At 45.7% G+C, this 24,742-nt stretch carries 23 protein-coding genes and 1 riboswitch; of the genes, 14 read left to right on the forward strand and 9 right to left on the reverse strand.

The genetic code is table 11. The features are described 5' to 3' along the window. Positions 1–105: 105 nt before the first annotated feature. Positions 106–1,452, forward strand: coding sequence for an amino acid permease (locus MHB49_RS16325; protein WP_405156894.1), 1,347 nt, complete (start codon positions 106–108; stop codon positions 1,450–1,452). 78 nt (positions 1,453–1,530) lie between these two features. Here MHB49_RS16325 and MHB49_RS16330 read toward each other — a convergent pair whose 3' ends face one another. The 6 genes from MHB49_RS16330 to MHB49_RS16355 all read right to left on the reverse strand — a co-directional run bounded on the left by MHB49_RS16330 (position 1,531) and on the right by MHB49_RS16355 (position 7,356). Further along, positions 1,531–2,292, reverse strand: coding sequence for a YqcI/YcgG family protein (locus tag MHB49_RS16330; RefSeq protein WP_405156895.1), 762 nt, complete (start codon positions 2,290–2,292; stop codon positions 1,531–1,533). An 82-nt stretch (positions 2,293–2,374) separates the two neighbouring features. Continuing rightward, a complete protein-coding gene (locus tag MHB49_RS16335; RefSeq protein WP_405156896.1) occupies positions 2,375–3,001 on the reverse strand; it encodes a LysE family transporter in 627 nt (208 codons plus the stop codon). A gap of 113 nt (positions 3,002–3,114) precedes the next feature. Beyond that, the gene (locus MHB49_RS16340) at positions 3,115–3,738 is read right to left on the reverse strand and encodes a DUF1989 domain-containing protein (protein ID WP_405156897.1); all 624 of its coding nucleotides are present in this window, start codon (positions 3,736–3,738) and stop codon (positions 3,115–3,117) included. Between the two features lie 112 nt (positions 3,739–3,850). Beyond that, positions 3,851–5,356 (reverse strand): amidase, encoded by a 1,506-nt coding sequence (locus tag MHB49_RS16345; protein WP_405156898.1) that lies wholly within the window; start codon positions 5,354–5,356, stop codon positions 3,851–3,853. 140 nt (positions 5,357–5,496) lie between these two features. Next, positions 5,497–6,477: a DMT family transporter gene (locus MHB49_RS16350; RefSeq protein WP_405156899.1), complete on the reverse strand. Its 981-nt coding sequence runs from the start codon at positions 6,475–6,477 to the stop codon at positions 5,497–5,499. 147 nt (positions 6,478–6,624) lie between these two features. After that, positions 6,625–6,776: riboswitch (FMN riboswitch) on the reverse strand. 82 nt (positions 6,777–6,858) lie between these two features. Next, positions 6,859–7,356 carry a DinB family protein gene (locus tag MHB49_RS16355; RefSeq protein WP_405156900.1) on the reverse strand — a complete coding sequence of 166 codons (498 nt, stop codon included), beginning with the start codon at positions 7,354–7,356 and terminating at the stop codon, positions 6,859–6,861. A gap of 137 nt (positions 7,357–7,493) precedes the next feature. Between MHB49_RS16355 and MHB49_RS16360 the strand changes: the two genes are divergently transcribed. The 5 genes from MHB49_RS16360 (at position 7,494) to MHB49_RS16380 (ending at position 13,862) form a co-directional block, all read left to right on the forward strand. After that, positions 7,494–8,054: a CGNR zinc finger domain-containing protein gene (locus tag MHB49_RS16360; protein WP_405156901.1), complete on the forward strand. Its 561-nt coding sequence runs from the start codon at positions 7,494–7,496 to the stop codon at positions 8,052–8,054. Between the two features lie 198 nt (positions 8,055–8,252). Then, positions 8,253–9,629 carry an amidohydrolase family protein gene (locus tag MHB49_RS16365; protein WP_405157152.1) on the forward strand — a complete coding sequence of 459 codons (1,377 nt, stop codon included), beginning with the start codon at positions 8,253–8,255 and terminating at the stop codon, positions 9,627–9,629. A 457-nt stretch (positions 9,630–10,086) separates the two neighbouring features. After that, complete coding sequence (locus MHB49_RS16370) at positions 10,087–11,526, forward strand: amino acid permease (protein WP_405156902.1); 1,440 nt, start codon at positions 10,087–10,089, stop codon at positions 11,524–11,526. A gap of 302 nt (positions 11,527–11,828) precedes the next feature. Next, the gene (locus tag MHB49_RS16375) at positions 11,829–12,902 is read left to right on the forward strand and encodes a hypothetical protein (RefSeq protein WP_405156903.1); all 1,074 of its coding nucleotides are present in this window, start codon (positions 11,829–11,831) and stop codon (positions 12,900–12,902) included. Positions 12,903–12,929: 27 nt separating this feature from the next. Beyond that, positions 12,930–13,862 carry a tyrosine-type recombinase/integrase gene (locus MHB49_RS16380; protein WP_405156904.1) on the forward strand — a complete coding sequence of 311 codons (933 nt, stop codon included), beginning with the start codon at positions 12,930–12,932 and terminating at the stop codon, positions 13,860–13,862. 582 nt (positions 13,863–14,444) lie between these two features. Here the strand turns inward: MHB49_RS16380 and MHB49_RS16385 are convergent. After that, positions 14,445–15,374, reverse strand: coding sequence for an L-lactate dehydrogenase (locus tag MHB49_RS16385; RefSeq protein WP_090898036.1), 930 nt, complete (start codon positions 15,372–15,374; stop codon positions 14,445–14,447). A gap of 294 nt (positions 15,375–15,668) precedes the next feature. Here MHB49_RS16385 and MHB49_RS16390 point away from each other — a divergent pair, with 294 nt between their 5' ends. Both MHB49_RS16390 and MHB49_RS16395 read left to right on the forward strand, forming a co-directional pair. Further along, the gene (locus MHB49_RS16390; protein WP_405156905.1) at positions 15,669–16,964 is read left to right on the forward strand and encodes a WD40/YVTN/BNR-like repeat-containing protein; all 1,296 of its coding nucleotides are present in this window, start codon (positions 15,669–15,671) and stop codon (positions 16,962–16,964) included. 137 nt (positions 16,965–17,101) lie between these two features. Continuing rightward, positions 17,102–17,311, forward strand: a complete 210-nt coding sequence (locus MHB49_RS16395) for a hypothetical protein (protein ID WP_405156906.1) — start codon at positions 17,102–17,104, stop codon at positions 17,309–17,311. A gap of 151 nt (positions 17,312–17,462) precedes the next feature. Here MHB49_RS16395 and MHB49_RS16400 read toward each other — a convergent pair whose 3' ends face one another. Together MHB49_RS16400 and MHB49_RS16405 are read right to left on the reverse strand one after the other, a co-directional pair. Next, positions 17,463–17,915 carry a hypothetical protein gene (locus MHB49_RS16400; protein ID WP_247902890.1) on the reverse strand — a complete coding sequence of 151 codons (453 nt, stop codon included), beginning with the start codon at positions 17,913–17,915 and terminating at the stop codon, positions 17,463–17,465. Positions 17,916–17,949: 34 nt separating this feature from the next. Continuing rightward, positions 17,950–18,393 carry a hypothetical protein gene (locus tag MHB49_RS16405; protein WP_247902891.1) on the reverse strand — a complete coding sequence of 148 codons (444 nt, stop codon included), beginning with the start codon at positions 18,391–18,393 and terminating at the stop codon, positions 17,950–17,952. Between the two features lie 227 nt (positions 18,394–18,620). On the opposite strand from MHB49_RS16405, the gene MHB49_RS16410 reads away from it, so the two are divergent. From MHB49_RS16410 to MHB49_RS16435, 6 genes are all read left to right on the forward strand, one after another. After that, complete coding sequence (locus MHB49_RS16410) at positions 18,621–19,013, forward strand: DUF2500 domain-containing protein (protein WP_247902892.1); 393 nt, start codon at positions 18,621–18,623, stop codon at positions 19,011–19,013. 184 nt (positions 19,014–19,197) lie between these two features. After that, a complete protein-coding gene (locus MHB49_RS16415) occupies positions 19,198–19,947 on the forward strand; it encodes an SDR family NAD(P)-dependent oxidoreductase (protein ID WP_405157153.1) in 750 nt (249 codons plus the stop codon). 204 nt (positions 19,948–20,151) lie between these two features. Continuing rightward, entirely contained in the window at positions 20,152–21,837 is a 1,686-nt protein-coding gene (locus tag MHB49_RS16420) for a hypothetical protein (RefSeq protein WP_405156907.1), read from the forward strand. 159 nt (positions 21,838–21,996) lie between these two features. Beyond that, positions 21,997–22,419, forward strand: a complete 423-nt coding sequence (locus tag MHB49_RS16425; protein ID WP_247902894.1) for a cell wall hydrolase — start codon at positions 21,997–21,999, stop codon at positions 22,417–22,419. A 17-nt stretch (positions 22,420–22,436) separates the two neighbouring features. Further along, the gene (gerQ, locus tag MHB49_RS16430) at positions 22,437–22,931 is read left to right on the forward strand and encodes a spore coat protein GerQ (protein ID WP_405156908.1); all 495 of its coding nucleotides are present in this window, start codon (positions 22,437–22,439) and stop codon (positions 22,929–22,931) included. Positions 22,932–23,138: 207 nt separating this feature from the next. Next, positions 23,139–24,710 (forward strand): sigma-70 family RNA polymerase sigma factor, encoded by a 1,572-nt coding sequence (locus MHB49_RS16435; RefSeq protein ID WP_405156909.1) that lies wholly within the window; start codon positions 23,139–23,141, stop codon positions 24,708–24,710. Positions 24,711–24,742: the final 32 nt, after the last annotated feature.

Consider the following 24,742-nt stretch of genomic DNA (forward strand, 5'->3'; position numbering starts at 1 on the left):
TATTATGTAAACTAAATGCCTATCAATTTTTTTCTTTTTACTCTAATGACATAAAACCTCCATCATATGTAAACCGTAATGGGGTACGCATGAAGGGGGATACATATGAAAAGTCATATGCATCAAAAAGCAGAAGAGAAGCTGAGCTGGATTAGTCTTTCATTATTTGGAGCGGGATGTACGTTGGGAACGGGATTTTTCCTTGGAACAAGTTTGGCGATTCATTGGGCCGGTTTATCGGTGCTTGTACTTTTGGTGCTGGCTGCGGCAGGGACTTATTTTGTATTTGGAGCTTTGGCTCAGATGACGGCAGATGATCCGAAGGAAGGGGCTTTTCGAACCTATGCCGGTGAAGCGTTCGGTCCCTGGGCCGGCTTTGGAAGTGGCTGGATGTATTGGTCTTCCGAAATGCTGATTATGGGAAGTTCATTAACGGCTCTCGGATTGTTTTCTCAATTTTGGTTTCCCAAGCTTCCATTATGGGCGTTTGTAGCGGTGTATGCATGCATTGGATTATTCATCGCCGCATTGGGAGCCAAAGGATTAACCCAAACGGAAAATGTGCTTGCTGTGATCAAGTTAGCTGCGACGGTTGCTTTTATTGCGATTGCAGCAGCGGCTTGCCTGGGCTGGTTAGATGTGGAGATTACCCCACAGAACATAACCAATGAATGGTTCCCTCACAAAATAAAAGGCGTGTGGAATGCGTTTATTTATGCCTTTTTTGCATTTGCTGGGATTGAGGTCATGGGTTTAATGGCTGCTAAACTAAAAGAACCTAAGGATGCAGTGAAATCAGGTAGAGTGATGTTATTAACTGTCAGTACATTGTATGTTGTAGCGATTGCCTTGATCCTGTTACTGGTCCCCACTGCTAAATTAACACCGGATGAAAGTCCTCTCGTCAAAGCGATGTCATCGATTGGATTGACGGTCGTGGTTCATATTCTCAACGGAATTTTGATTATAGCCGGATTCTCCACGATGGTTGCGTCAATCTATGCGATTACGTCCATGTTGGTTAAACTGGGTGAAGACGGAGATGCGCCCAAGATGTTTACGAAGACATGGGGAAAAAAGAACATGCCCCTGTGTGCATTAGGATGCACTGCGGCCGGATTAATCGTTTCAACTCTTCTGGCTTTATGGATGCCCAAGAGTCTATTTGAATATGTAACTACCGCAGGCAGCTTGGTATTAATGTATACCTGGCTTCTGATTTGCATCACGTATATCAAGAAAATGAAGCCTACCAAATGGAATCGTATCAAAGTATGGACTGCCATGGTTCTTATAATTGCAGCAGTATCTGGGACGGCCATGGAAAAAGCCAGCAGAAGAGGTCTGCTGGCCAGTATAGGTCTTGTTATATTGATTGCCATGATTACGTACATTGTAAACAAAGTACGAAAACCGCAGCCTTCACCATCCACCGAACCGTCAAAATCCTGAACTTGTGGGTCGCTACTCCATAGGTGTTGGGATAGTATGCTGAGTTCTTGAGTTTCTTAGCTGAAGTCTCTCGTCCAGTTATTTCGTCAATTTGCTATTGGCTTGCTTCATTCGCATGAAGGGACATTTGGAAGGGATTTGCTCGTCATCGGGCAGGAAATATTGTTTCCATTCCAGATTATCCTGCTGACCATACCACATGAGCGAAGGGTGAGCCGGCACGGCATCATAGGCTGCCAAGCGTTTGCGAATCAGGGTTTTCATTTTGCGGCCAAGAGGTGTGCTGTCATTAATAGCTTCAAACACCCACCGTGGTTGAAAAGCAAACATAAGATAAGGAAAATGCCGGCTGGCTCTATGCTCGTGCGCGGGGGTGGCGCAGAAACAAAAGTAAGGCTCTCCGCCAAAGCAAAACTCCCATGTGGCGTCATGCGGATCAATCGAAATATGTTCAGGCCAGGAAGCGGTATCGAGTGAGCTTACCCTGTTGAGCATCTCCCAGAACAAGGACTGATACTGCTCCACGGTTGTGTTGTTTCTCAAGTCATCCGGTGTCTCGCAAATAACAACCAAAGAAGCATATTGTCCGGTATCCCGGGAAACGGGCCCATATTGTCTAAGTATTTCTGCCATGTCTTCAGAAGAAGCTTGTGTACGCGGATCACTTGTGAATCCGTATCTCAAATGACCGGAGAGAAACCCTATCCGTCCAGGTACACAAGGATACGTATTCCCCTCATCTGCAATCATATTGGCAAACTCTGAATACGCGTCCTGCTGCCATTCGGGCAGACCTTTGAATGATGCATTTATTTCATCGGCACTGTACAGCTCTGCCATGAATTTCCCAACTCCATTCCACATGATACCGTTAACGTATTAATGCGGAAGGCGTTGGGTGACTGTCCGGTGTAGTTTGATGTCAGAAAAATATGGAACGTACAGCTTCGAACCCAAAATATAAGCCAAAACCGATCAGGCAGATTCCTGAGATGATGGAGATCCAGCGCAGAACGGTTTCGTTGCTGTGTTTATGAAATCGACTGGCCATGCCAGCCATGATGACGTCCCACACAAAGATTCCTATGAAAATACCAGAACTGTATAGCAGCAAATGAGCGGAATCGGTATGCTTCACGGTTGTAGCAAGAATAGAGCCGTAAATACCGAGCCAGAATAAAATATTCAGCGGATTGGACAGAGCCATGAGAAAGCCGTAGACAAAGGATTTTCTAACCCTTGCTTCTGCTGTTGAAGAGGTCTGGATGCCGTTTTTTAACTTGGACAGAGTTTCCACACCGGTATACACCAGAATGAAGCTGCCAAAAGACCAAAGGAAAGAGCGCATGAAAGGCGTGTCCAGAAAATGAGCGACACCAAAATAAATCAGAAGCATGTATACCAAATCGGCAAACATGGCTCCAAGTCCCAAAATCCAGGCATGTATGAACCCGTGGCGGGCTCCCCGATCCAACTGAGCGGCATTAATTGGACCGATTGGAGCGGATAGTGAGATTCCCAGAATAATATAACTGAACAGTACAGACATATACGCGTTCACTCCTTAACGGGCTCGACGAATCGTACCTGTAAGTCATACATATAGGGGGTACAAGTCATCGTATTCCCGTCTGGAGCAAATTAGAACAGGCGGTATGTCGCTTAATCTATTATGGACTCTACATCCAGCTGGATGGCTGTGCAATGGTATCCATTACAAGAGCTTTCTTCACAAGGGCAAGCTGATAGACCGATAACCAAATCGATTAATGCCTCCATTTCCACATAATCGCCAGCGCGCGAGTCTGGAGCTACGACATCAATCTTGCCCAGATCATCTACAACGGATTTCATAAACAGATTAAACGGATAATGCTGATCTGGAGGTAAGATTCCGAACGGTTCCAGAGCCTGATTTAGGTTATGATAACAGCTGGCATGATCCTTTTTATCATATAAAACTTCATACATTTCCGGACGACAGGCGGAGTTGAAGAAATCATGGACACCAACCGTGTCACGAACGATTTTAAGCAACGGTTGATATTGATTGGAATACACGGATTGTCCTGGTTTGATCCGGTAGGAGCGCAAAACGTCCATCGTTACACCTGGATCTAGTCGATTATTGGCATTTTGAGCATCATATGCAACAAAATCAACGACCTGCTGCCCCTCCAAATCGGTCACCCGAATTAATGAACCTTTATTTACCTTAACGGCATAACCCGTTTTGGCCGGGATACGAACAGACTGCTTATGGCGTTCCGTTGTATTCATATTCATTCGTCACACTCCTCCGCTGTTTTTGCTTTCAGTATGCGGAGCTGACATGGCTTTCATGCACTTTGGCAAACATACGGCTCACATTGAAAATGATGTAGGTTGTATTCTGTTTTTATAATGGAAACAGTGGATTACCCTTCATGCCGACCCAAAGTTCGGATGTTTCCAGCTGACCAGCCAGATGAAGCAACCAGTCCTCATGACCTTTCGTTGCCATAATCTGTACACCCATGGGCAGACCTTCAGGAGTCAGATGCACAGGAACACTCATGGCTGGTTGACCCGTCAGATTCGCGAGCTGAGTGAACGGAGTGTATGTAAGACTTGGTTCAAACATCTCATAAATCAACTGCTGCTGCTGGATCTTGTCCAATTCGCTAATATGCATCAGATGCTGAATCTGTTCATCGTGAGGCGTTAATTCGCCGATTTTGGGTGCTGGAAAAGCATTGACAGGTGTGACATAAAAATCATATCGTTCAAACAATGTGGACATTTGGGCTGCGGCAACATCCCATTCGGCCAAACTATGTACGAATTCGGCAGCGGACACTTTTTTGCCGGCTTCAGCCAGAACCCAGGACTCGATCTCCATATCATCAGATGTTAATGCTCTGCCCATAGAACGTTCCATGGAAGAGATCATCGCCGCCATTTCGCCGCTGTTCATCATGTAATAGTTTTCCATCAATTTGACACCATTCACCGGACTGAGCTTTTCTTCGACTTCGTGACCTTGTTTTTCCAGCCAACGCACCGTCTTGTATACTGCTTCCTTGGCTTCATCACTTACAGGTGTACCTACAGGCGAAACTGTTGTATATGCAACTCTCAGTTTGCGTTGATGAGGATAGTTCATATCAGCCAGGTAGCTTCCCGGAAAGAGGGGAGCATGGAACGCAGCTTCGGGTTGAATGATTTGTAATGTGTCCAGTAACGCAGCGCTGTCGCGAACGGAGCGAGATAGGGCAAAATCAATCGATGCACCCTGCCACTGACGACCAACCCCCGGTCCAACGGGTGTCCGACCACGTGTAGGCTTAAGTCCAAATATTCCACTGAAGGAAGCAGGGATTCGGATTGAACCGCCACCGTCACTGGCTCCCGCAAGGGGGACAATACCCGAGGCTACAGCGGCTGCGGCACCTCCGCTTGAACCACCTGGCGAGTGACTGGTATTCCATGGATTACGACTTGGGCCGTGAAGACGGGGCTCCGTAATATTTTTCAGACCGAATTCCGGCGTATTGGTATGTCCGATGATAATGAAGCCTGCATCGAGCAGACGGGAAACGAAATTGGAATTCCGCTGTGCTTGATGGTCGCGGAGAAGACGTGAACCCGAGGTGAGAATTTCCCCCTCCAGAGACTGGGAGATATCTTTTAAGAGCAAGGGCACGCCAGCAAAGGGCTGCTCTCCAGGGCGAACCATAGCCGCTTCCTGACGTGCACGTGTTTCATATGTACGAATGACTGCATTGAGCTGTGGATTCACTTCTTCCAGGCGAGCATACGCTGCTTCCAGTAACTCGACAGGGGATATTTCTCGAGCGCGAACCAATTCAGCCAAACCTATGGCATCGTAAGATGTATATGAAAATGATGAAGATGAAGACATGATAATCGTTCCTCTCTAAATTAACTTGATCTACTATTCCATAGTCATCGTACCACCGGAATAGTGAAAAGACAAAAGCACTGTACATCACGATGGATGTACAGTGCCTTAATTGATTTGTTTTGTGTCATATATAAAATTCAATCCGTACGAAGCTTTGGTGCAGCGTCTGCCGGACTCGCTAATCGTTCCTGTTGTTTGGAGATGGCGAACAGGGCAATCCAGATAAGGATGAAGCCCACCAGCTGCTCCCAGGTAATTAATGTACGGAATGCAATCCAGTTTACCAGTACACCGGCCATCGGGAAGCTCAGTTCTGCGAGTGTTGCAACTGAGGCCTTGGTTGAAGAGAGCCCTTTGTAATATAACAGAAGACTCAGTAACCCTGGCAGTAAAGCCTGACCCAGAATATTAAGTGCTACAGCCGCCTGTTCACCTGTAGCGGAAGGGAATGTCCAAGCAGCGCCTTCGTTCCACGTCATAAAGATCAGCAGCGGCAAGGCTACGACAAAGCGCAGAGAGGTGACCGTTTCATAACGGGTTTGCCCCAGCATCAGCCGCCCCATAACCGTTGAACCGCCCCACAAGGCAGCTGCACCCAGCGATAACAGGCTGCCTGCATGGACCCAATTGTCCCAGTTGCCAAGGGGAAGGGTAAATCCGAACGTAAGCAGGTATGTTCCTGCAAGTGCAATGATAAACAGTCCACTGAAGCGGCGAGGCAATGTTTCTTTCAGCAGCAGCTTAGCCAGTACAATCGCAAATAGCGGCTGCATCTTTTGCAATAACAAGACGGTGTTGGGATCGTTATGCGTAAGTGCCAGGGTGAACAAAACCGTGGCAAGGGCAGATCCTCCCCAAGAGATAAAGATCACGGCAATCCAGTGGCGTGCACGCAGGTTTTTCAGATCGGCCCGGAACTTCCATAACACGGGAATCGCTACAAGACTGACAATAATATGTTCCACCAGTACAATCTGAGTGGAGGTCATCGTTTTGAGCAAAATAATACGGAACAGTGGATCTACACCCCAAAGGGCGGCGCCGAGCACGACTAGCCAGAATCCGGTATTACTTCGTTCCTTGCGGTAAACTATTGATGCATGTTGGGTCTTTTCCATATTCAGGACTCCTTCGTCAGAACACGGAATCTTCAGTTGGCAAAATCGACAAAAGCCCCCGTTTTGGTGTACACCAAATAAACGGGGGCTCAATCATTGACATGTCGTCATACGGAAAGAAGCCTTTCCGTAACGGCATGTTAATGTGTTGATCTTCTCTCATCCGGACTGTACCGTCGGCCTTGGAGTCACACCAAGTCAGTCGCTGAATCCCTACATCGGGTCAAACAGCGAGTCGCGGGCTAGTTCCGAAGAACATCACCGCCGGTTGGGAATTGCACCCTACCCCGAAGATCCTATTCAATTATAGTATGTTTGAACAAGCTGTAACATTAATAAGTCCATCTTATTCCTGTAAGCGCTAGCAGTTCAAGTTTTTTTTTAGAATATGATATTCCAGCTTCCTTGTTGTCTGCGTAGCAATACAATCTGGCCTGCATGATACGCATCGTGGAGTACCCAGCGGGCAAGTGCATGTGCCCATTTTTCATCCGTATTCATGTAAGAGGCTTCAAGATCAGATTCTTCTAATGAAGCAAGCTGATCTCGAAGCTGTCCGGCTAATTGTGTTGTATTTTGCATAAGTATACTCCAGCCAGTGGTATCAGAAGGGTCGCCCGGATCTCCGAAGGTGGATTCATTATTTTCGGCAGGTGTACCGGAGTGTGTTTTGCCCTGAATACGACTCAACAAGCGCTGATTGTAATAATACATATGGTTGACCAACTGCCAGATGCTTAATCCACCGGATGATGGAACCCAGGCTGCCTGTTCAGCAGTCAGTCCTTCGAGTGCCTTGGATAAAGGCACAATCCAGTTACATTGATCCCAGGTATCATCTTTCTGAATGAGCAATAACTCTTTTGGTGTTGTAGTCATTGATTTTTCCTCCCTAAAATAAATTCATGGTAACTAGCTAAAGTGCTTAAATATGGTTACAATAAATATAACCCAAACATGAATGGTTGTAACTATCTTTTTTCATTTTAGATAGTTACAACTTAGCGGAGGCACATATGGATAGACTATGGACTGATTTTGTGAACAGTGATTATCATGACTGGCGTGGTGGAGATCGTTCGGAGGACAGGCTTGGCAAAGGTGCATGGCAGCAAGGATTTATTAAACAATGGCAGATGCACGCTCCTGTACCCGCTTCTTCTGAAGAAGAAAAAGCCTTGAGAGATTTCAGAAATGAATTACAGGCTCTTGCAACACGTTTAGCGGCTGGAAACCCATTATCCGACAGAGACCAAGATTGGCTCAACGCCATAATGGAGGAAGGTCAGGTCATCAGAAGACTGCACGCTGGAGATGAGGGACTGAAACTTTCACTTATTTCTACAGGAACTCAATGGAAGCAGGTTATGGCTGAGGTTGCAGCTGATTTTGCTGTCACGGTGGTGGAAGGGGATGCAGGAAGGATTCGGATCTGTGATAATTCGGATTGCCGATGGTTTTTTTATGATGACACGCGCAGTCGTACCCAGAGATATTGTGATGACAAGATGTGCGGTAATCTGATGAAGGTAAGAAGGTTTCGGGCAAAACGGAAGAGGGATCAGCAGGAAGAGTAAGGTGTAAGCACAGAATATGTAATTTGCTGAACTTGCGATAGACAGGAAAATATCCAAATGAAATGATGCAAACCAAAATTGAATGTTCCCACACGTTTCTATATAATGGTTATATACTTAATATATTTCAGCAGATATTCAGTCAGAGATTAACATCCGGGATTCAAGCGTATATCCAACAAAAAACAATGATTGGAGATGTGTCTTGTGGGGACAAGTTATCTACTGAAAAATGGTTGTGTATTGTCTATGGATTCGTCGGTGGGACAGTTTAAGAAGGCGGACGTTCTCATTGAGGATTCTATTATTGCTGCCATCCAGCCCGATCTGAGTTGTATTGAAGCGGAAGTGATTGATGCGTCGGAGATGATCATACTCCCTGGATTCGTAGATACGCACCGGCATGTATGGGAGTCGCTCGTCAAAACAGCGGGAACCAACTGGTCATTGCCGGTCTATCTGCAAAATCTCTATTATGGAGCGATGGGAAGTAAACTCCGGCCACAAGACAGCTATATCGCCAATTTGCTGGGTTCTTTGGAAGCGCTTAATGCAGGAGTGACCACGGTGCTTGACTGGAGTATGCCGTATTCAGCTGAGCACACGGATGAACTCATTCACGGACTTCAGGATGCGGGTATTCGATCGGTTTTCGCTTATGGTGTACCGGGTGAGACGCCCTACTGGAACAGAGAAAGCCAGCTAACGTATTCGAATGATGTGAGAAGAGTCAAGGAACAGTATTTTTCCTCACAGGATCAGCTGCTTACGTTCGGCCTTGCTATTCGTGGTCCGGAGTTCAGCCATTGGGATACCACAGTGAAGGAAATTCAGCTTGCGCACGAGCTGGATGCGCTATGTTCAATGCATGTTGGCTTTGGAAGCTGGGGATCTGTAGATCGTTCGATAAGCAAAATGTATGAGGCTGGTTTGCTCAGCCCACGTCTGAACGTTGTGCATGGAAATACGATGGATACGGATGAATATAAAATGTTGGCCGATAGCGGCGCTTCACTCTCCGTCACACCCGAAGTGGAGATGATGATGGGTCATGGGTACCCGGCAACGGGTTACTTTCTTGAAAATGGCGGAACGCCAACCCTTGGAGTTGACGTTGTAACTTCAACGGGTGGCGATATGTTCTCCCAGATGAAATTTGCACTTCAGGCCGAGCGTTCCAGGGGAAATGAACAACTCTTGCTGCAGGGTGAAATGCCTGGGGAGCTTAATCTGCAATCCAGTCAAGTGCTGAGATTTGCAACTTCTGCCGGAGCGAAGGCTCTGGGACTGGAGCAGAAGATTGGCACGCTTACTCCAGGTAAAGAAGCAGATCTGATTATGATTCGAACCACTGACCTTAACTTGTTTCCGGTGCATGATCCGGTGGGAGCGGTTGTTCAGTTTGCCAATCCATCCAATGTGGACACTGTGTTTGTAGCAGGTCGGCCGGTGAAGCGCGAAGGTAAACTGCTGCATATCGATCTGAGTGAGGTACGTCGGAAGGCTTTGGCCAGCAAAGAATATCTGTTATCCCAATATCAGATGTCGGATGCAGAGCGAATTGTATTTTCATAAGTTTGATGATAGGGGCCGCATACGGGTATGTGGCTCTTTGGCGTACTTGATTATCGTGTAAGATGACAGGAGAACAAGGAATAAACCGCAAAAAGAGAAAAAAAAGCACAGTTTTTTCATAGTTGCATGTAACAACGAGTTTGTGATGTTTTGTTAAAGAAAAAAGCCTCTAGAAAACTGCGCATAATATAAATTATACGCAGTTTTCTTTTAAATCGATTTTCATATTCGTCCCTGTCCAACAGATCATGATAATTTTCCTCGCGAACGCACAAAATATACTATCTTGCCAAAATAAATTTAACAAAGCAACGCGACAAAGTGTAGAAATCGATAGATTTTTATAGTTGGTCTGTAAGATAGAACAAAGGTCTTTTTCATAGAACAGATGTAACGGACTAGAATGTCTGAATCAAAGAGACACATTCATCATTTTTGATACGAGAGGAAACTGTGTATGAATCAAAACCAGAATCGATCTTCCCTATTTAGGAAAAAGCCGATTGCCACCGGAGATAACGAAAGCAACATATTGAAACGAGCTCTGGGGCCGCTTGATCTGATGACCCTCGGGGTAGGTGCAATCATCGGTACGGGTATCTTTGTATTAACAGGCGTTGCTGCTGCAACATATGCAGGTCCCGGTTTGGTACTGTCTTTTCTGCTGGCAGGTATGATCTGCGCCTTCGCTGCATTGTGTTACTCGGAGTTTGCATCCAGTGTGCCTGCTTCAGGAAGTGCGTATACATATAGCTATACTGCTTTTGGAGAAGTCATTGCCTGGATTCTGGGTTGGGATCTTATTCTGGAATATGGATTTGCGAGTGCGGCTGTGGCCAGCGGTTGGTCAGGGTATTTTCAAACGTTATTGTCCGGATTCGGATTGCAGTTACCCCATGCGCTCACTAGTGCATTTAGTCCGGAAAAAGGAACCTATTTTGACATCACCGCAGCAATGATTACGTTAATCATTACATTCCTGCTCACCCGTGGAGTGAAAGAGGCTGCTCGTGCCAACGGAATTATGGTAGCGATTAAAATTATCGTAGTACTGATTTTTATCGGTGTGGGTGTGTTCTATGTGCAGCCGGATAATTGGCAGCCATTTCTTCCGTTTGGGATCTCAGGGGTAACCGCAGGGGCGGCAACGGTATTTTTTGCTTACATCGGTTTCGATGCGGTCTCAACGGCTGCGGAAGAAGTGAAACGTCCTCAACGGGATTTGCCAATCGGTATTATTTCATCTCTAGCGATCTGTACCGTTCTTTACATTGTTGTATCGTTGATCTTGACAGGGATTGTACCTTATCACATGTTGAATGTGAGTGATCCGGTAGCCTTTGCGTTTGAATTTGTACAATTGAAAGGACTGTCCTGGATTGTTTCGCTTGGGGCAATTACAGGGATTACCACTGTGTTACTTGTCATGATGTATGGTCAGACGCGTTTGCTTTATTCCATGTCACGGGATGGTCTATTGTCTCCGGTATTCTCCAAAGTCAGTGGCAAAAGCCAAACGCCTGCTGCGGGAACTTGGGTAGCTGGGATCATCGTTGCGTTATTCTCGGGTTTTATCTCACTTGGCCATCTGGCGGAGTTGACTAACATCGGAACACTGTTTGCTTTTGCAGTTGTGAGTCTGGGTATTATCATATTGCGTAAGAACAATCCGGAACTGAAAAGGGGATTCCGTGTACCTTTCGTTCCATGGATTCCTATTCTTAGCGCTGTCGGCTGTATGTATCTCATGACACGTCTCGCGGCTCTGACCTGGATTACGTTCTTTGGCTGGTTAATTATTGGTTTGATCATCTACTTCGCCTACGGTCGCCATCACAGTCATTTGAACCCGGCACGGCGTATATCGGACACGTTCCAAACAACAAAGAAAAAGTAGATGTCATAACTTAAACCTATTTGTAGAGACATCGTGTTTAGGTATTAAATTAACTGGGTTTATATGTAAAGTAAGTAAATTACATTGTCTCATACTGCGTCGTTAAAGCGATGTGGTATGGGCTTTTTTTTGTGAGAGCAGATCGTGCGATGCTAAAAAACAGAGATGGATAAGGCGATATATGGGTATCTAAAACGTGATGCATCTATCTTTATCAGTGGGAACCAGGGTTGCGGTCAGGGCAAATATGACATATATTTGGGGGTGTGACATGCCATCAGACATAGGAGAGGGGATGTATCATGAACACACCATTACATACCAATCAGCATCACCAAAATTCAAATTTCGGGTTTGCATTGGTCGACTCAGCCGTACTTGCTGAAACGAAATTAATCATTTCACATCCAGAGGACAAGAACGAGTTTCAGTTGGAGATTGATCCGCAGCGCCTTTTGAAAGATGGACGAAAGGTATCGGTAATTGCACAACAGTTGGACGAACCAATGGATCGACAAGATGCCATTATCATATATGGAGAGGAGCTGGGATTTGTACAATATACGGTTGCCTTGAGACCAGATAGTACATGTTCACTCGCTCCCATTGAAGGAATAGTTCATCCAATTATATTGAATTGGGCGGACTTTGCAGAAGGGGAGTATGAGCTGCGAATTTCACTGCATGTCAAAACACCCCGCATCGCAGAGGGACCACTGGAGCCCGAGCAGCAAGCCATGGTGAAATATGCTCAGGTGGTAACTGTAGCGATATGTCTGTTTCCAGCCGAAGCCGGGCAGATGAATACAGCGCCGAAAGCTATGTGGACTCGGGAAAATCATGTATTTGACTCCTACGGAAGTGGTGGCTTTATTCTCGCAGATCTGCCTCGTATGGCGAAGCGTGTGGAGGAGCTGATTGGTTCCGGAAATCATAATCTGATTGAACACTTCGCTGAGGGCGACCTTTCAGATACCTTACTGGAAGAAGGTCTCATGGCCATTGCATGGGGAGTAACACCCTGGTGTTATTCGATTTATTCTGCTCCGGATGAACACTCCAGAACCAAACTTTCGGTAGACAAACTGGGTGATGAACCTCAGACCACGGGAATATACCGTCTGCATCGCGAAATTAAACAATTAAGCATCGTGCCGGTAAACGAATTGGCTTACTGGCCATCCTGTACAGAGAAAGCATGGCCTGTAATTGATGTTGAGGGTAAAGGTGAAACGCTGCATATGGACTTGTATGTTCAAATATGTGAGTCCGTGAATGGACTGCATGAGAATCCACTGCCTTCATTTGTACTTACCCGCAGTGAGGGACAGCCCGAGGAGATCATCCCACTAATCAACATTGTAATTGTAGACTAATAAATAGAAGTGTGGTGACGAACACAGATGATGACCGAAGAGATACAGGAGCAATACGCCGGGGAGCTTGAGGCTTTTCACATATGGATGAAAGATGCGGGGTACACGGGCTATACAGTAAAATCATACACAGGTGACGTTGCTGAATTTCTTGTCTCGATTAACGGAAAGTCACTGGATCAGGTCAAAAAACTTCATGTGTTATCCTTCTTGTCCCGAGCTCGGGAAAGGGGGGTCAGTGACTCAACGCGAAATCGGAAACACGCAGCGGTGAACTGTTTTTACAAGTCATTGATTGAGCTTGAGTTGGTGACCAATAATCCTGCTTTCGGGATCAAGAAGTCCAAAACTGAGCAAAATCGCGCCCCCGTCTTCCTTGATGAAAGCGGCCTGGAGCGGTTTTTACAAGCAGTCCAGGGCAAGTATCGTACACGTAATCTGGCTATTTTTCTGCTCATGGGATACATGGGATTGCGGGTTGGAGAGGTGCATGCCTTGAACTGTAAAGACTATAATATGGAACGGCGCACGCTGGACGTATTCGGTAAAGGCCGGAAATGGCGTACTCTGCCTGTGCCCGAGACGGTTGCCAAACTGTTATCCGAGGCTCTTCAGGAGCGACTGGCTCCATGGCGGGCGAAGGAAGAGGCGTTGTTTGTTTCGCAAAAAGGAAAACGTTTGTCGATTCGCAGCATTCAGCTGATATCAACCGAAACCTTTGAACGCTTTCAGCAGGAATCAGCCTCCAATCAGCGTGTGAACTATTCCAGTCATAAACTGCGTCACTCATTCGCGACCATGATGCTTAGACGTGGAGCAGATCTGCGAACGGTTCAGGAATTGCTGGGTCATTCATCCATTCAGACCACCACGGTATACACCCACGTAACCAGCCGCGAGAAGGAGGAAGCAATGGCCTTACTGGATGTCAAACTTCCCGCGTTTGTGGCTGAGATGTAAAGGATAAACTTGGTTTATATTTATAAATTGAACTAAACATTTACACGATAACGGAGAGGACAGAAATAACCTGAAGAAGCAACGCGTTCGCCTTTATCCCCGGATTTTCTCTTTATATAAAGGATTCAAAAAATATGGGGATAACAGCGATCGGAAGATTGTTCTGTCATCGGAGTGGCAAGTGTAAAGCTTCTTTAGTTCAATTTATTTAGAAGCAAGTAATAGAAAAACCTGTCCAAAACGACAGGTTTTTTTGCATTTTGATGTAGAGAAGACATAATACATTTAATGCAAGGTATCAGAAGAAATCAGAAATGAGAAAATAATCTCATTATTTACAGAACAATTATTATGTTAACTTAAATTATGAAAGCAATGTTTGCTTTTCTTGTTCATTTGAAAAAGGTTGATAAACTAGCCAGAGATTGAATTGAAACTTAACGATATACAACAGTGAAAGCTATTACTAAGACCAAAGGATCACTCGCGTCTTCATCAGGAAGATACAAGTGGTCCTTTAGATATAAAACCTTAGCGCAATAAGGTCACGATAACGCATCGTAATTAATTAAACATCTGGATTTACTCCAGTCCGGCAATCTGTTCCTTCAATTTGTTGGCAGAGGCCTGGAAAGCGACTTTTTCCGTCTCATTCAAAGGAAGTGGCAGAATCTCACGCACGCCGTTGCGGTCAACAACACATGGAACACCCAGATACACATCGGATACACCATTATAATCTTCCAGCAAAGTGGATACGTTCAGTACGGAGCCTTCATTGCCCAGAATGGCAGCCACGATACGGTCCAAAGCAAGCGCAATTGCATAGGAAGTGGCTCCTTTGGCATTAATAATCTCATAAGCCGCATTTTTGGTCCGGTCAAAGATATCCTGCTGCGTTTCTTCATCCAACTCCAGATTCGTTCCTGCAACGTTGGCAAGACTCCATACTGGGACTTCGGAATCACCATGCTCCCCGATAATATGAGCGTGAATGCTGCGTGGATCAATTCCTTTGTTTTTACCAATCAGGTAACGAAAGCGTGCACTGTCCAGTAACGTACCAGAACCGATTACGCGAGAAGCGGGCCAACCGCTTTGTTTCCAAGAGGTATATGACAAAATATCTACAGGGTTCGTTGCAATCAACAAAATACCATGAGAATTAACCTCAGTAATACGTTCAATGATTTCTTTGAAAATGCTTGCATTTTTCTTCAGCAGATCAATTCGAGTCTCACCTGGTTTTTGGGACGCACCCGCAGTAATAATGATGATATCTGCGTCTTTGCAGTCCGAGTAATCGCCTGCCCATACTTTTACGCCTCCGGTAAATGGGAGACCATGGTTCATATCCAGCATTTCGCCGGTAGCCTTATCATGATTCACATCCACAAATACCAACTCGGATGAACGCTGTCGTAACATCAGCGTGTATCCCGTTGTTGTTCCCACCGCACCCATGCCTACAATAACGACACGACTTGGTTTAAGCGCTGCACTGTTTACCATTTTCATATCCTCTCCTTTTTGGGGTATACTTCCATCCATATTAAGGGATAAGTGTCTGAAAAGCGAGCCATGTCTGTAAACTTTTTCACATTCCATGTCTATTTGCGGAAAATTCCGCCGAAACCTGGGTTATGATTCATGGAGGAAACAGATGCAGCAAAAATTCGTGGTCCACTTTCGGAGAGAGTGGAGATGCCCCTTTTCCACATCGTTTGTGGTAGAATAGGAGCAGTGGATTCAGATGAATCGTAAAAACAACATGAGAATGGACAGGCATGCGCGCCTGCTTATGGAATGAGAGGTGGAACCCACTTGCGTTCGCATTGGATCAAAATCGCGCAGACAGCACTGCTGTCTATTGGCATCGCTGCTCTGCTGGCGGCTTGCACCAATTCAGGAGAGGCTCCGGTGGCAGAACCGCCACAGGAACAAGAAGATAACGGGAATATGGGACAGACATTAACTGTTGTTCCCCCGGCAAACAGTACACAAGCTGCGGATACAGCCAAATATCAAATCCAGACCCGGTTAACCGATTTCCAGTTGCTGAATGGTAACGGCGGATTAGCATGGGGGGTGACGCGAAATGCACTGCGTCTGTATTACACCCAAGATCAGGGAAAGACATGGACCAACATCTCACCTTCGGAAAATGTTCAGTTTCCAGCTAATCCGCAATATGGACAAAGCATATATTTTGTAGATAGTACACATGGATGGATTATTCGTGAAGGATTGGGTGGAACAGATACGATGGTGCTGCGTACGAACAATGGAGGAGCGAGTTGGAGCTTATCCTCCTTGTCGAAGACGGATAAGGTGACAGCCATTACGTTTGTTTCTCCTGAAAAAGGTTGGATATTGACAACAGCCGATACTTCCATTGGCAAGCAAGATAAGAAATTGTATCTTACTGAAGATGGCGGTATTACCTGGAACCAGATGACCTCGAGTGACGAGGATGGCAAACTAGCATCTGCAGAAATTCCAACACGGGGTTATACCACTGGTATGACTTTCTCGGACGCGGATCATGGATACTTGACTGTTCTGGAGTTTGGTACGCCGAAATTATATGTTACAGCTGACGGTGGCCAACATTGGAAGGCGGGCCCCTCGTTCTTTGATCGAAACAAATTTAACGGCTGTGGTAACTTTAGCATCAGCTCGCCACAGTTTTTTGGACGGCAATCTCAAACAGCTTGGATGTCGATATCGTGCTCTCAAGGGGAAAGCACCACATTCAATGGTTTTTTCACAACCAACGGCGGAGAGAGCTGGCAATTATCAACGTTTAGCCTGAATAAACAAACCGGAATTAATCGCGGTCTGACGCCTACATTTCTGAACTCCCTGGAAGGATGGAGCGTGCAAAAAGGCAAAACGTATTACACCAAAGATGCCGGTAAGACCTGGAAGGCACTCCCCTTGAGTCAAGTATTGGAAAATATTCTTGAAGAGTACCCGGAGATCGTCAAACTCCAAATGGTTTCTTCGAAACTAGGCTGGATTCTGGTCGAAAATACGGATGCAAAAAGGTCGCTGTTATTACAAACCGTAGACGGCGGTGTGAATTGGAAAGTGCTATAATAGCTTTGAAACAGATCAATCATTTGAAAGAGGAACCTGCGGGTTTCTCTTTATTTCGATTACTTTGTGAATTAAATCACAATATATCCTTCCTGATGATGTTATATTGAATTCAAGAAGAGATGGGAGTGATGAACATGAGAACGAATGAACAAGCTCAATTCACGCAGGCCGACGAGTTAACTAGATACATGCTCCAATTATGCTATACATGTGATGATGCCAATCGTTGTACCACAGAGGAAGAAGTTAAAGCCTGCATGGCGAAGTATACACAAGCAGATGAAACCGATCAGACAGATGGTGGAGAAATAACACGGGGATTCATGGATTTGATGTACGCTTAGTTATCATAACTGATCAAAAAAATACTGCTGCATCAATATTTTGCCCCCAATAGGGGGTTTTTCTTATTGGAAAATTCTGATTTCCTAATACAAAATGCTTTTCACGGTACATTATGTAGGAGAGATAGTGAATATCTCTCTCTTTTTGAAATTAATCTTCCGAATAAACAGTTGCATTAAAACTTTCTGGCCCTAAGCGGACGTTAGACACAGCGAATATGGGATTATAGGTGAACGTGGCGTATACCGAATACACAAGTTGTCCGCTACTAGGAGCAGGCACATTGAAATCTGATCCGGTAAAACTGAATACGCAAGGACTAAAAAATGGATTTGCCAGGACAAGGGTCCCCGCGCGATAAACAAGCTGCTGAGAAGTTCCTAGCCCCCGATAGACTTCAATGACAAGATTGCCATTCACAGGCAGTTGATTGGCAGTAACTTCTATAACACCTGAAAAAAATGTTCGGATCGAGGTTCCTGGGTTATTGACCTGCAACCCTACTTGGGCAAACAAAATAGGGACTCCGTTTGTAAAGCTCGGAGTTACAGGGTTTTGCCCATTAGAGCCCTGAGAGGTTCGTGCATCTAACGTTTGAACCATATGACGTCCTCCTTCCTCCTTCAATTAAACAGAATTAATCATCACTGTAAACAACTGCATTAAAGCATTCAGGACCTACGCGGGTGGCTTGGTCTACGCCAGCGGGAATATAAGTCACATAACAAGAATAGATGAGTTGACCGGACGGCGGGGCAGGCACATTAAAATCGGAACCTTCAAAACTGGCCATTATGCTTCCGGCAGATGGGAATACAGGCTGGGAAACGACATAGATTGGCGTACCGGTATTGGTTGAGCTCCTGTAAATCTGAAACTGAACGGAGGAGGGTACTGAAGATAGATTGGCAACTGAGATTCGATAGGTCCCATTGAACTGAGTACGAATCACCGTCCCAGGATTTACAATGTTAAGTCCAACAATACCAACCAATGTAGGCGTGTTTGCAGGAAGAGGGACATTCAGCGGAGTAACTCCATTAGACCCAAGAGAAGTACGTGCATCAAGCGTTTTAACCATAATCATTCCTCCAATCTATTATTCTGAGATAGGATATGTTTCTGATTTGAAAGAGTACTCCGCTTAATGGTAACAAATTATTGTTTACCTCTTGACCCTGATTATGGATTGAGTTTTGATTGAATAATTGAATTCCAAATAACAAGTTCCCTGTTTATATGCATATATATTACAGAAGACGGGTCAAGACTCCGGCTGTCCTAGGTTTTAGAACGGAGGGGAGAGACATGGGCATTGAATCATCCTGGATGTTTGATTTTTTTGGAACCGTCTTTCCGGTAGTATTTGTCCTGATAATAGGTATTGTTCTTCTGTCGGTAGGAAAAGAAGTATGGAGATGGGGGCGCAATAACTCCGAGCCTCTGCTTACCGTACCTTCACGTATTACCAGCCGGAGAATGCAGATGAGTCAGTCGCACTCCGAACCAGGAAGTACAGCACGTACGATTTATTACATCACTTTTGAAGTGGAGAGCGGGGATCGTCTTGAATTCAAAGTGAATGGTGATGAGTACGGCTTGTGCGCCGAGGGAGATGAAGGTCGACTCTCTTTCAAGGGAACGCGTTATGTAGGCTTCGAACGCTACAATCGTTTGTATTCAGAGCGTGTACGCGTATAAACCGACTGGCTTGCGCCGAAGTGGCGTAAGCTTTTTTTAATTTCTTTTACAGAGAAGCGTTTCTTAATGAGGTTAACGTGTTTTTATATAAGAAGAGACTTTTTTTAATTTATGGTCAAAATTCGGTGTATTATATGTAGACTTATGTCATAAAAGTAACATCCAAATAGAGGAGGACGAGATGATGTCATTTACAGATCAAGTTGTGGTTGTCACAGGAGCAGCTCAAGGGATCGGGCGAAGCGTTGCTGAGGCCTATGCAGTTGCAGGAGCTAAAGTCGTGCTTGCAGATTATCAGGAAGCAGAAGGGGCTGCGGCGGCAGCTTCGATTCGCAATGAAGGTGGAGAAGCCATCTTTGTCCACTGTGATGTGCGACAAGAGAAGGACATAACGAACCTCATTCAAACGGCAATGGGCGAATTCAACCAGATTGATGTTCTCGTAAACAATGCAGGTGTCTCCAGGTGGAAGTCTCCCTATGAGCTAACGCTGGAAGAGTGGGACGATATACTCAATACCAATTTGCGAAGCTGCTTTCTCGCAAGCCGGGAAGCGGCCAAACATATGAAGCACAACAAAAATGGTGGGGCAATCGTTAACATGGCCTCAACTCGTGCGTTTATGTCAGAGCCGGAAACAGAGGCCTATGCAGCGTCCAAGGGAGCGATCGTGGCGTTGACACATGCGATGGCTGTCTCTTTGGGTAAGGACCAAATTCGGGTCAATTGTATCAGTCCGGGATGGATTGAGACAGGAAATGTTGAAAAATTGAAGCCAGAGGACCATGAACAACATCCAGCGGGGCGTGTGGGTGTTCCTTCAGATATCTCCCGCGCTTGTTTATATTTGTCCGATCCGAGCAATACCTTTGTCACAGGGACCAACCTGATTATTGACGGGGGCATGACCCGAAAAATGATATATGAGGACTAGTACCGGGATTTCTCCGGTCGATTGTAAACTTTTGAAAACATAGCAGAAATAAGCCCAAGTTAAGCACTTGGGCTTATTTGTTTTTGATAACTCAGTTGCTATAATAAATGTGATTTTACCACAGTACAGGAATGGAGGGAGAATATGTTCGGGAACTCATCCCGGAAAGTGTTTTGGCTATTACTGCTGATTGGAGGGATTATAATGACAGGCTTTGAATCTACTGCTGATGCTGACGCAGATATACGAGCAGCCTGGGTATGGCAGGCCAAGTCTGTCAGTGATGGAGGAAATGAGCTGCTCGAGAATGCAGCTAAACATAAGATTAACAGACTATATGTGAATGTAGATATGAATCTGTCACAGGAGGTCTATCATACGTTTATATCCAAAGCCAGCAAGGCTGGAATTGCAGTTGAAGCTCTTGGCGGAGATCCTTCTTGGGCAGTGAGTGGTCGTGAAGGACCGATGCTCAAGCTGGCGGACTGGGTGAGTAATTATAACGTGGCTGCAAAACCGGAAGAGCGATTTGATGCCATTCACCTGGATATCAAACCCTATGTGCTGCCACAGTGGAAAGAAGATGCCGAGCCGCTGGTTCAATCCTGGGTTGCCAATATGAAGCTATTACTGGAACAGGTGAAGCAGGCTGGGGCGGTTGAAGTGAATGTCGACTTGCCTTTTTGGCTGGATTCTTACACCGTGACGGGGGGCAGAATGACTGCAGATGCGGATAACGAGTCGTTGTCACACTGGTTTATTGGACAATTTGACCATATTACACTGCTTGCTTACCGTGATAGCGCCCAAGGAAATAATGGAATTATACGTTTGGTAGAACAGGAAATGATATGGGCTGACGCCAGAAATGCTTCGATTACCGTTGGGGTAAACACCAAACCCATGCCTGGTGAAGAGTTCACGACTTTTGCCGGAAAAGGTACAGCACAATTGGAGAGTGTCATAAGCGAGGTGGCATCTGCATTCACGGATCACACTTCCTACGCAGGTTCGGCTGTGCATGACATCGTGTATTGGGGGCAGCTGGAGCCAGAGGAAGTACCATTACCTGAGAATCCATCCAGTCAACCGGAAATCAGGGGAACCTATATCTGGCAAGCGTCTCAAGTTACGAATGATGGTGGTGATCAAATTCTGGAGTTCGCCAAAGCGCAAAACATTAATTGGTTATACGTCCGGCTTGATCTGGATCAACCGTATTCCAGTTATCGCAGCTTTGTGAAACGTGCCCAGGCTCAAGGTATTGAGGTTCATGCGATGGGCGGTCATCCAATCTGGGGTAAAAAGGAAAACCGACCACGGATACAGCGTTTGATTGATTATGTAAAAAAATATAATGCCGAGTCTGAACCGGATGAGCGTTTTGAGGGAATCCATCTTGATATTGAGCCATACACCCTACCTGAATGGGAAAGTGATCGGGATACACTGCTGACCGAATGGGCGGCCAATATTGCTTATTTCCATGATGAGACGAAAAAGGACAGTGATCTGGAAACGAGTGCCGATCTGGCCGTTTGGCTCGATACATTACCGTTGCCGGGAAGAGACATGTCTGTCAGTGAATACATGATCACGACACTGGATCACGTATCTCTGATGGCATTCCGTAACATTGCTGAAGGCTCCAATGGGATTGCTGACGTCGTCAGCCAGGAAATGAAAATGGCGGACCGTCTGGGTAAACCGCTGTTGATCTCGGTGGAGATGAAACAGAATTTTGAAGGTAAACATATTTCATTTTATGATCAGGGCGCAGCAGAAATGGAACGTCAGCTCGCACTGCTTCCAGATCTGTTGAGCGAGTATAAAGCCTACAAAGGCAATATCGTTCATGCTTACGATTACTGGATTCAAGCCAAGCCCTGAATAGGCATGTAATATAGGAAATGTTATGTCTCGGGACTTCACATAAGGTGAGGTTCCGGGCTTTTTTTATGAAAAAAAGATAAAATCGTGTCACCGAATAGGCATCTGCACAATACGATATACGGTGATGCAGAGGTTCAACAAAGGAGGAAACAGGATATGGCTGTTATTAAAGCCAACTCGGGAGACGTCAGACTGCTCGCTAGACTGATGAGAGCAGAGGCTGAAGGTGACGGCGAACAAGGCATGCTGCTTGTAGGCAATGTGGGTGTAAACCGGGTGCTGGCTGATTGTCTGGATTTCGGTGATATCCGGGATATTAATCGAATGGTGTTTCAGAATCCGGGCGGTTTCGAGTCCACACAAAAGGGATACTTCTACCAACGGGCAAGACAATCGGAAATACGCCTGGCACAGCGTGTCATTAATGGTGAACGCATATGGCCAGCCAGCAATTCACTTTGGTTTTTCCGCCCTGCGGGGGAATGTCCGCCAACCTGGTATAACCAGCAGAATACAGGTCGTTTCAAAGCGCATTGTTTCTTCAGTCCAACAGGCGAAGACTGTCCGAGTGTATTTTAATTTTAGGAGGAATCAATATGATTAACCAGCCTTATCAACCGACACAAGTTATGGGCCAACAGGCCAATTCGCAAGTGCAAGGAACGTCTTATAAAATCGGTAACGGTATGCCCATGGTGTCGCCAACACCAGGCATGGTTTCACCTAGCTCCACAGGCAGCGTACCTCCGCTCGTATCTAGTGGTGCTCCAATGACTCCTACGGGTGGAGTAGTAACTACAACTGCACCGCAGTATGAACAGTCCTATATCGAAAATATCCTGCGGCTCAACCTGGGCAAATGTGGAACGTTCTACATGACTTATGAAGGAAACAAAGAATGGAATGCCCGCATTTTCCAAGGTATACTGGAAGCAGCTGGACGTGACCATATCATTATCAGTGACCCGAACACTGGAAAACGGATTATGCTTTTGATGGTCAATTTCGACTACGCTACATTTGATGAGCCGTTGTTGTATCAATATCCAGGTGTGATCGGTAACTATCCGCAACAACCAAGTAGAAGATAATCTGTAGCGAATAAAAGAACATAATATAACATGACCCTACACAGGCCGTCTCGAATGTGGAAGTTATTCCGCAAACGGGACGGCTTTTCCTATAATATAGAGTGGAAATTGAAATAAAACATAAATTGAAAGTAACCTTTTCCTCAAATCAGGGCACTTAAAGATAAATACATCATGCAGCAAGCGCACAGGAAGGAGAAAAACATATTGAAAGCATGGATCGATGGAGCAATTCAGGGGGAAGCCGAGGCTTATGAGCAGCTGGTGACGCAATTTCGCGGAATGGCACTGGCTGTCGCTTATCAAAAATTAGGGGATACGTTTCTGGCTGAAGATGTTGTACAAGAGGCATTCACAGAGGCTTTTGCGAATTTGTCCAAATTGGACAATCCAAATGCATTCCCCGGGTGGTTCAAAGTCATCGTGGAGAGACAATGCTACCGTCTAATGAGAGGTAAACAGCATAGTACTATTCCGGTTCTGGAGATTCAGGATGTAATCCAGGAACAGGATCAGGCTCATAATCCTGAAGAACAGGCTTTGAAAGGAGAGGTGCATCGTCTTCTGCGAGATTCGATTTCCATTTTGCCAACTTCCATGCAGCTTGCTGTTGAACTGTTTTATTTTCAGGGTTATTCGCTCAAGGAGATGTCGGCATTCCTCGGTGTCAATGTTCCTGCTCTGAAGAAACGGTTGTATGATGCCAGATCCAGGCTCAGGCGTTCACTGCCTGTGGCGGATATGATTTCAGTATTTAGTGATCTATACGAAGGAGGAAAAGGAATGCTTCACATTATGAATGGCGACCATGCGGCAGATCGACTAAGACAAAGCGGGATTCAAGGTGAAATTCTGGTCTGGCGAGAGCTCTATACATTTGGACCTATAGTGAGAAATATGGGGAATGAGAAGGCGCGAAGTGAACGTGCACAATATTTGGAGCGGCACTTGGGTATACCCCGGAGTGAATATTTGAAAATTAAGGAACTTGAGCAAACATTACAATCATTCCATCAATACAAAGAGATCGTTCTGTGGTTTGAGTATGATCTCTATGATCAGGCGATGCTATCGTACTTACTGCACTATTTCAAGGAACAGGACCTACGTAATACAAAGCTGAATCTGCTGTGCATTGATGCCTATCCGGAAATAGAACATTTTCGGGGACTTGGGCAGCTTACACCATCACAGATTGGACGTTTATCAGGCACATGGCACGTGATGGGGGCAGAGGAAATCCAGGCTGGCAGCGAGTTTTGGGCAGCGTATGCATCCTCTGACATTCAGGATCACAAGGACTACTTGTTGAAAAATGTATCGGTGCTCCCTTTTGCACATGCTGCATTCATGGCCCACCTGTCCCGTCTGCCTTCTGTATCGAACGGACTGGGCATCATTGAGCAATCCACATTGGAGGCCGTAACAGAGGGCGTGGACAGCCCTTATCCATTGTTCAAGTATGTTGGAGACCAACTGCATATTCTGGGAATGGGTGATCTGGAGTACTGGGCTCATCTGAAGAGAATGACGGAGGAACCTCATGCTTTACTTCAACTAAGTGGTGTACAAGCTTTTCCTGACTTCCAGCAGCATCATGACGAATTCCGTTACGGTGTCTTGTCTTTGACCGAACTCGGTATTCAGGTACTGAACGGAGAAGCGGATTGGGCACTATTAAGGCATGACACATCCTGGATTGGAGGTCTTCAGATAGGAGAAGAGGAAGACACGCCGTGGCGCTGGGACACCGTTAATGGAACCGTAGTAATCCTATAGATGAGAGCCGCAGAAGAAGAAAAAGGGATTGA

It is taken from the genome of Paenibacillus sp. FSL K6-0108 (assembly GCF_045040695.1).
GTDB classification, from domain to species: Bacteria; Bacillota; Bacilli; order Paenibacillales; family Paenibacillaceae; genus Paenibacillus; species Paenibacillus pabuli_B.

Coding starts and splice junctions, on each gene's coding strand:
- MHB49_RS16365 (WP_405157152.1), top strand. CDS start 8,253: ATGTGTCTTGTGGGGACAAGTTATCTACTGAAAAATGGTTGTGTATTG.
- gerQ (WP_405156908.1), top strand. CDS start 22,437: ATGATTAACCAGCCTTATCAACCGACACAAGTTATGGGCCAACAGGCC.
- MHB49_RS16410 (WP_247902892.1), top strand. CDS start 18,621: ATGGGCATTGAATCATCCTGGATGTTTGATTTTTTTGGAACCGTCTTT.
- MHB49_RS16335 (WP_405156896.1), bottom strand. CDS start 3,001: ATGTCTGTACTGTTCAGTTATATTATTCTGGGAATCTCACTATCCGCT.
- MHB49_RS16415 (WP_405157153.1), top strand. CDS start 19,198: ATGTCATTTACAGATCAAGTTGTGGTTGTCACAGGAGCAGCTCAAGGG.
- MHB49_RS16380 (WP_405156904.1), top strand. CDS start 12,930: ATGATGACCGAAGAGATACAGGAGCAATACGCCGGGGAGCTTGAGGCT.
- MHB49_RS16395 (WP_405156906.1), top strand. CDS start 17,102: ATGAGAACGAATGAACAAGCTCAATTCACGCAGGCCGACGAGTTAACT.
- MHB49_RS16330 (WP_405156895.1), bottom strand. CDS start 2,292: ATGGCAGAGCTGTACAGTGCCGATGAAATAAATGCATCATTCAAAGGT.
- MHB49_RS16375 (WP_405156903.1), top strand. CDS start 11,829: ATGAACACACCATTACATACCAATCAGCATCACCAAAATTCAAATTTC.
- MHB49_RS16390 (WP_405156905.1), top strand. CDS start 15,669: ATGAGAGGTGGAACCCACTTGCGTTCGCATTGGATCAAAATCGCGCAG.
- MHB49_RS16405 (WP_247902891.1), bottom strand. CDS start 18,393: ATGGTTAAAACGCTTGATGCACGTACTTCTCTTGGGTCTAATGGAGTT.
- MHB49_RS16385 (WP_090898036.1), bottom strand. CDS start 15,374: ATGGTAAACAGTGCAGCGCTTAAACCAAGTCGTGTCGTTATTGTAGGC.
- MHB49_RS16425 (WP_247902894.1), top strand. CDS start 21,997: ATGGCTGTTATTAAAGCCAACTCGGGAGACGTCAGACTGCTCGCTAGA.
- MHB49_RS16370 (WP_405156902.1), top strand. CDS start 10,087: ATGAATCAAAACCAGAATCGATCTTCCCTATTTAGGAAAAAGCCGATT.
- MHB49_RS16360 (WP_405156901.1), top strand. CDS start 7,494: ATGGATAGACTATGGACTGATTTTGTGAACAGTGATTATCATGACTGG.
- MHB49_RS16420 (WP_405156907.1), top strand. CDS start 20,152: ATGACAGGCTTTGAATCTACTGCTGATGCTGACGCAGATATACGAGCA.
- MHB49_RS16325 (WP_405156894.1), top strand. CDS start 106: ATGAAAAGTCATATGCATCAAAAAGCAGAAGAGAAGCTGAGCTGGATT.
- MHB49_RS16340 (WP_405156897.1), bottom strand. CDS start 3,738: ATGAATATGAATACAACGGAACGCCATAAGCAGTCTGTTCGTATCCCG.
- MHB49_RS16345 (WP_405156898.1), bottom strand. CDS start 5,356: ATGTCTTCATCTTCATCATTTTCATATACATCTTACGATGCCATAGGT.
- MHB49_RS16350 (WP_405156899.1), bottom strand. CDS start 6,477: ATGGAAAAGACCCAACATGCATCAATAGTTTACCGCAAGGAACGAAGT.
- MHB49_RS16355 (WP_405156900.1), bottom strand. CDS start 7,356: ATGACTACAACACCAAAAGAGTTATTGCTCATTCAGAAAGATGATACC.
- MHB49_RS16400 (WP_247902890.1), bottom strand. CDS start 17,915: ATGGTTCAAACGTTAGATGCACGAACCTCTCAGGGCTCTAATGGGCAA.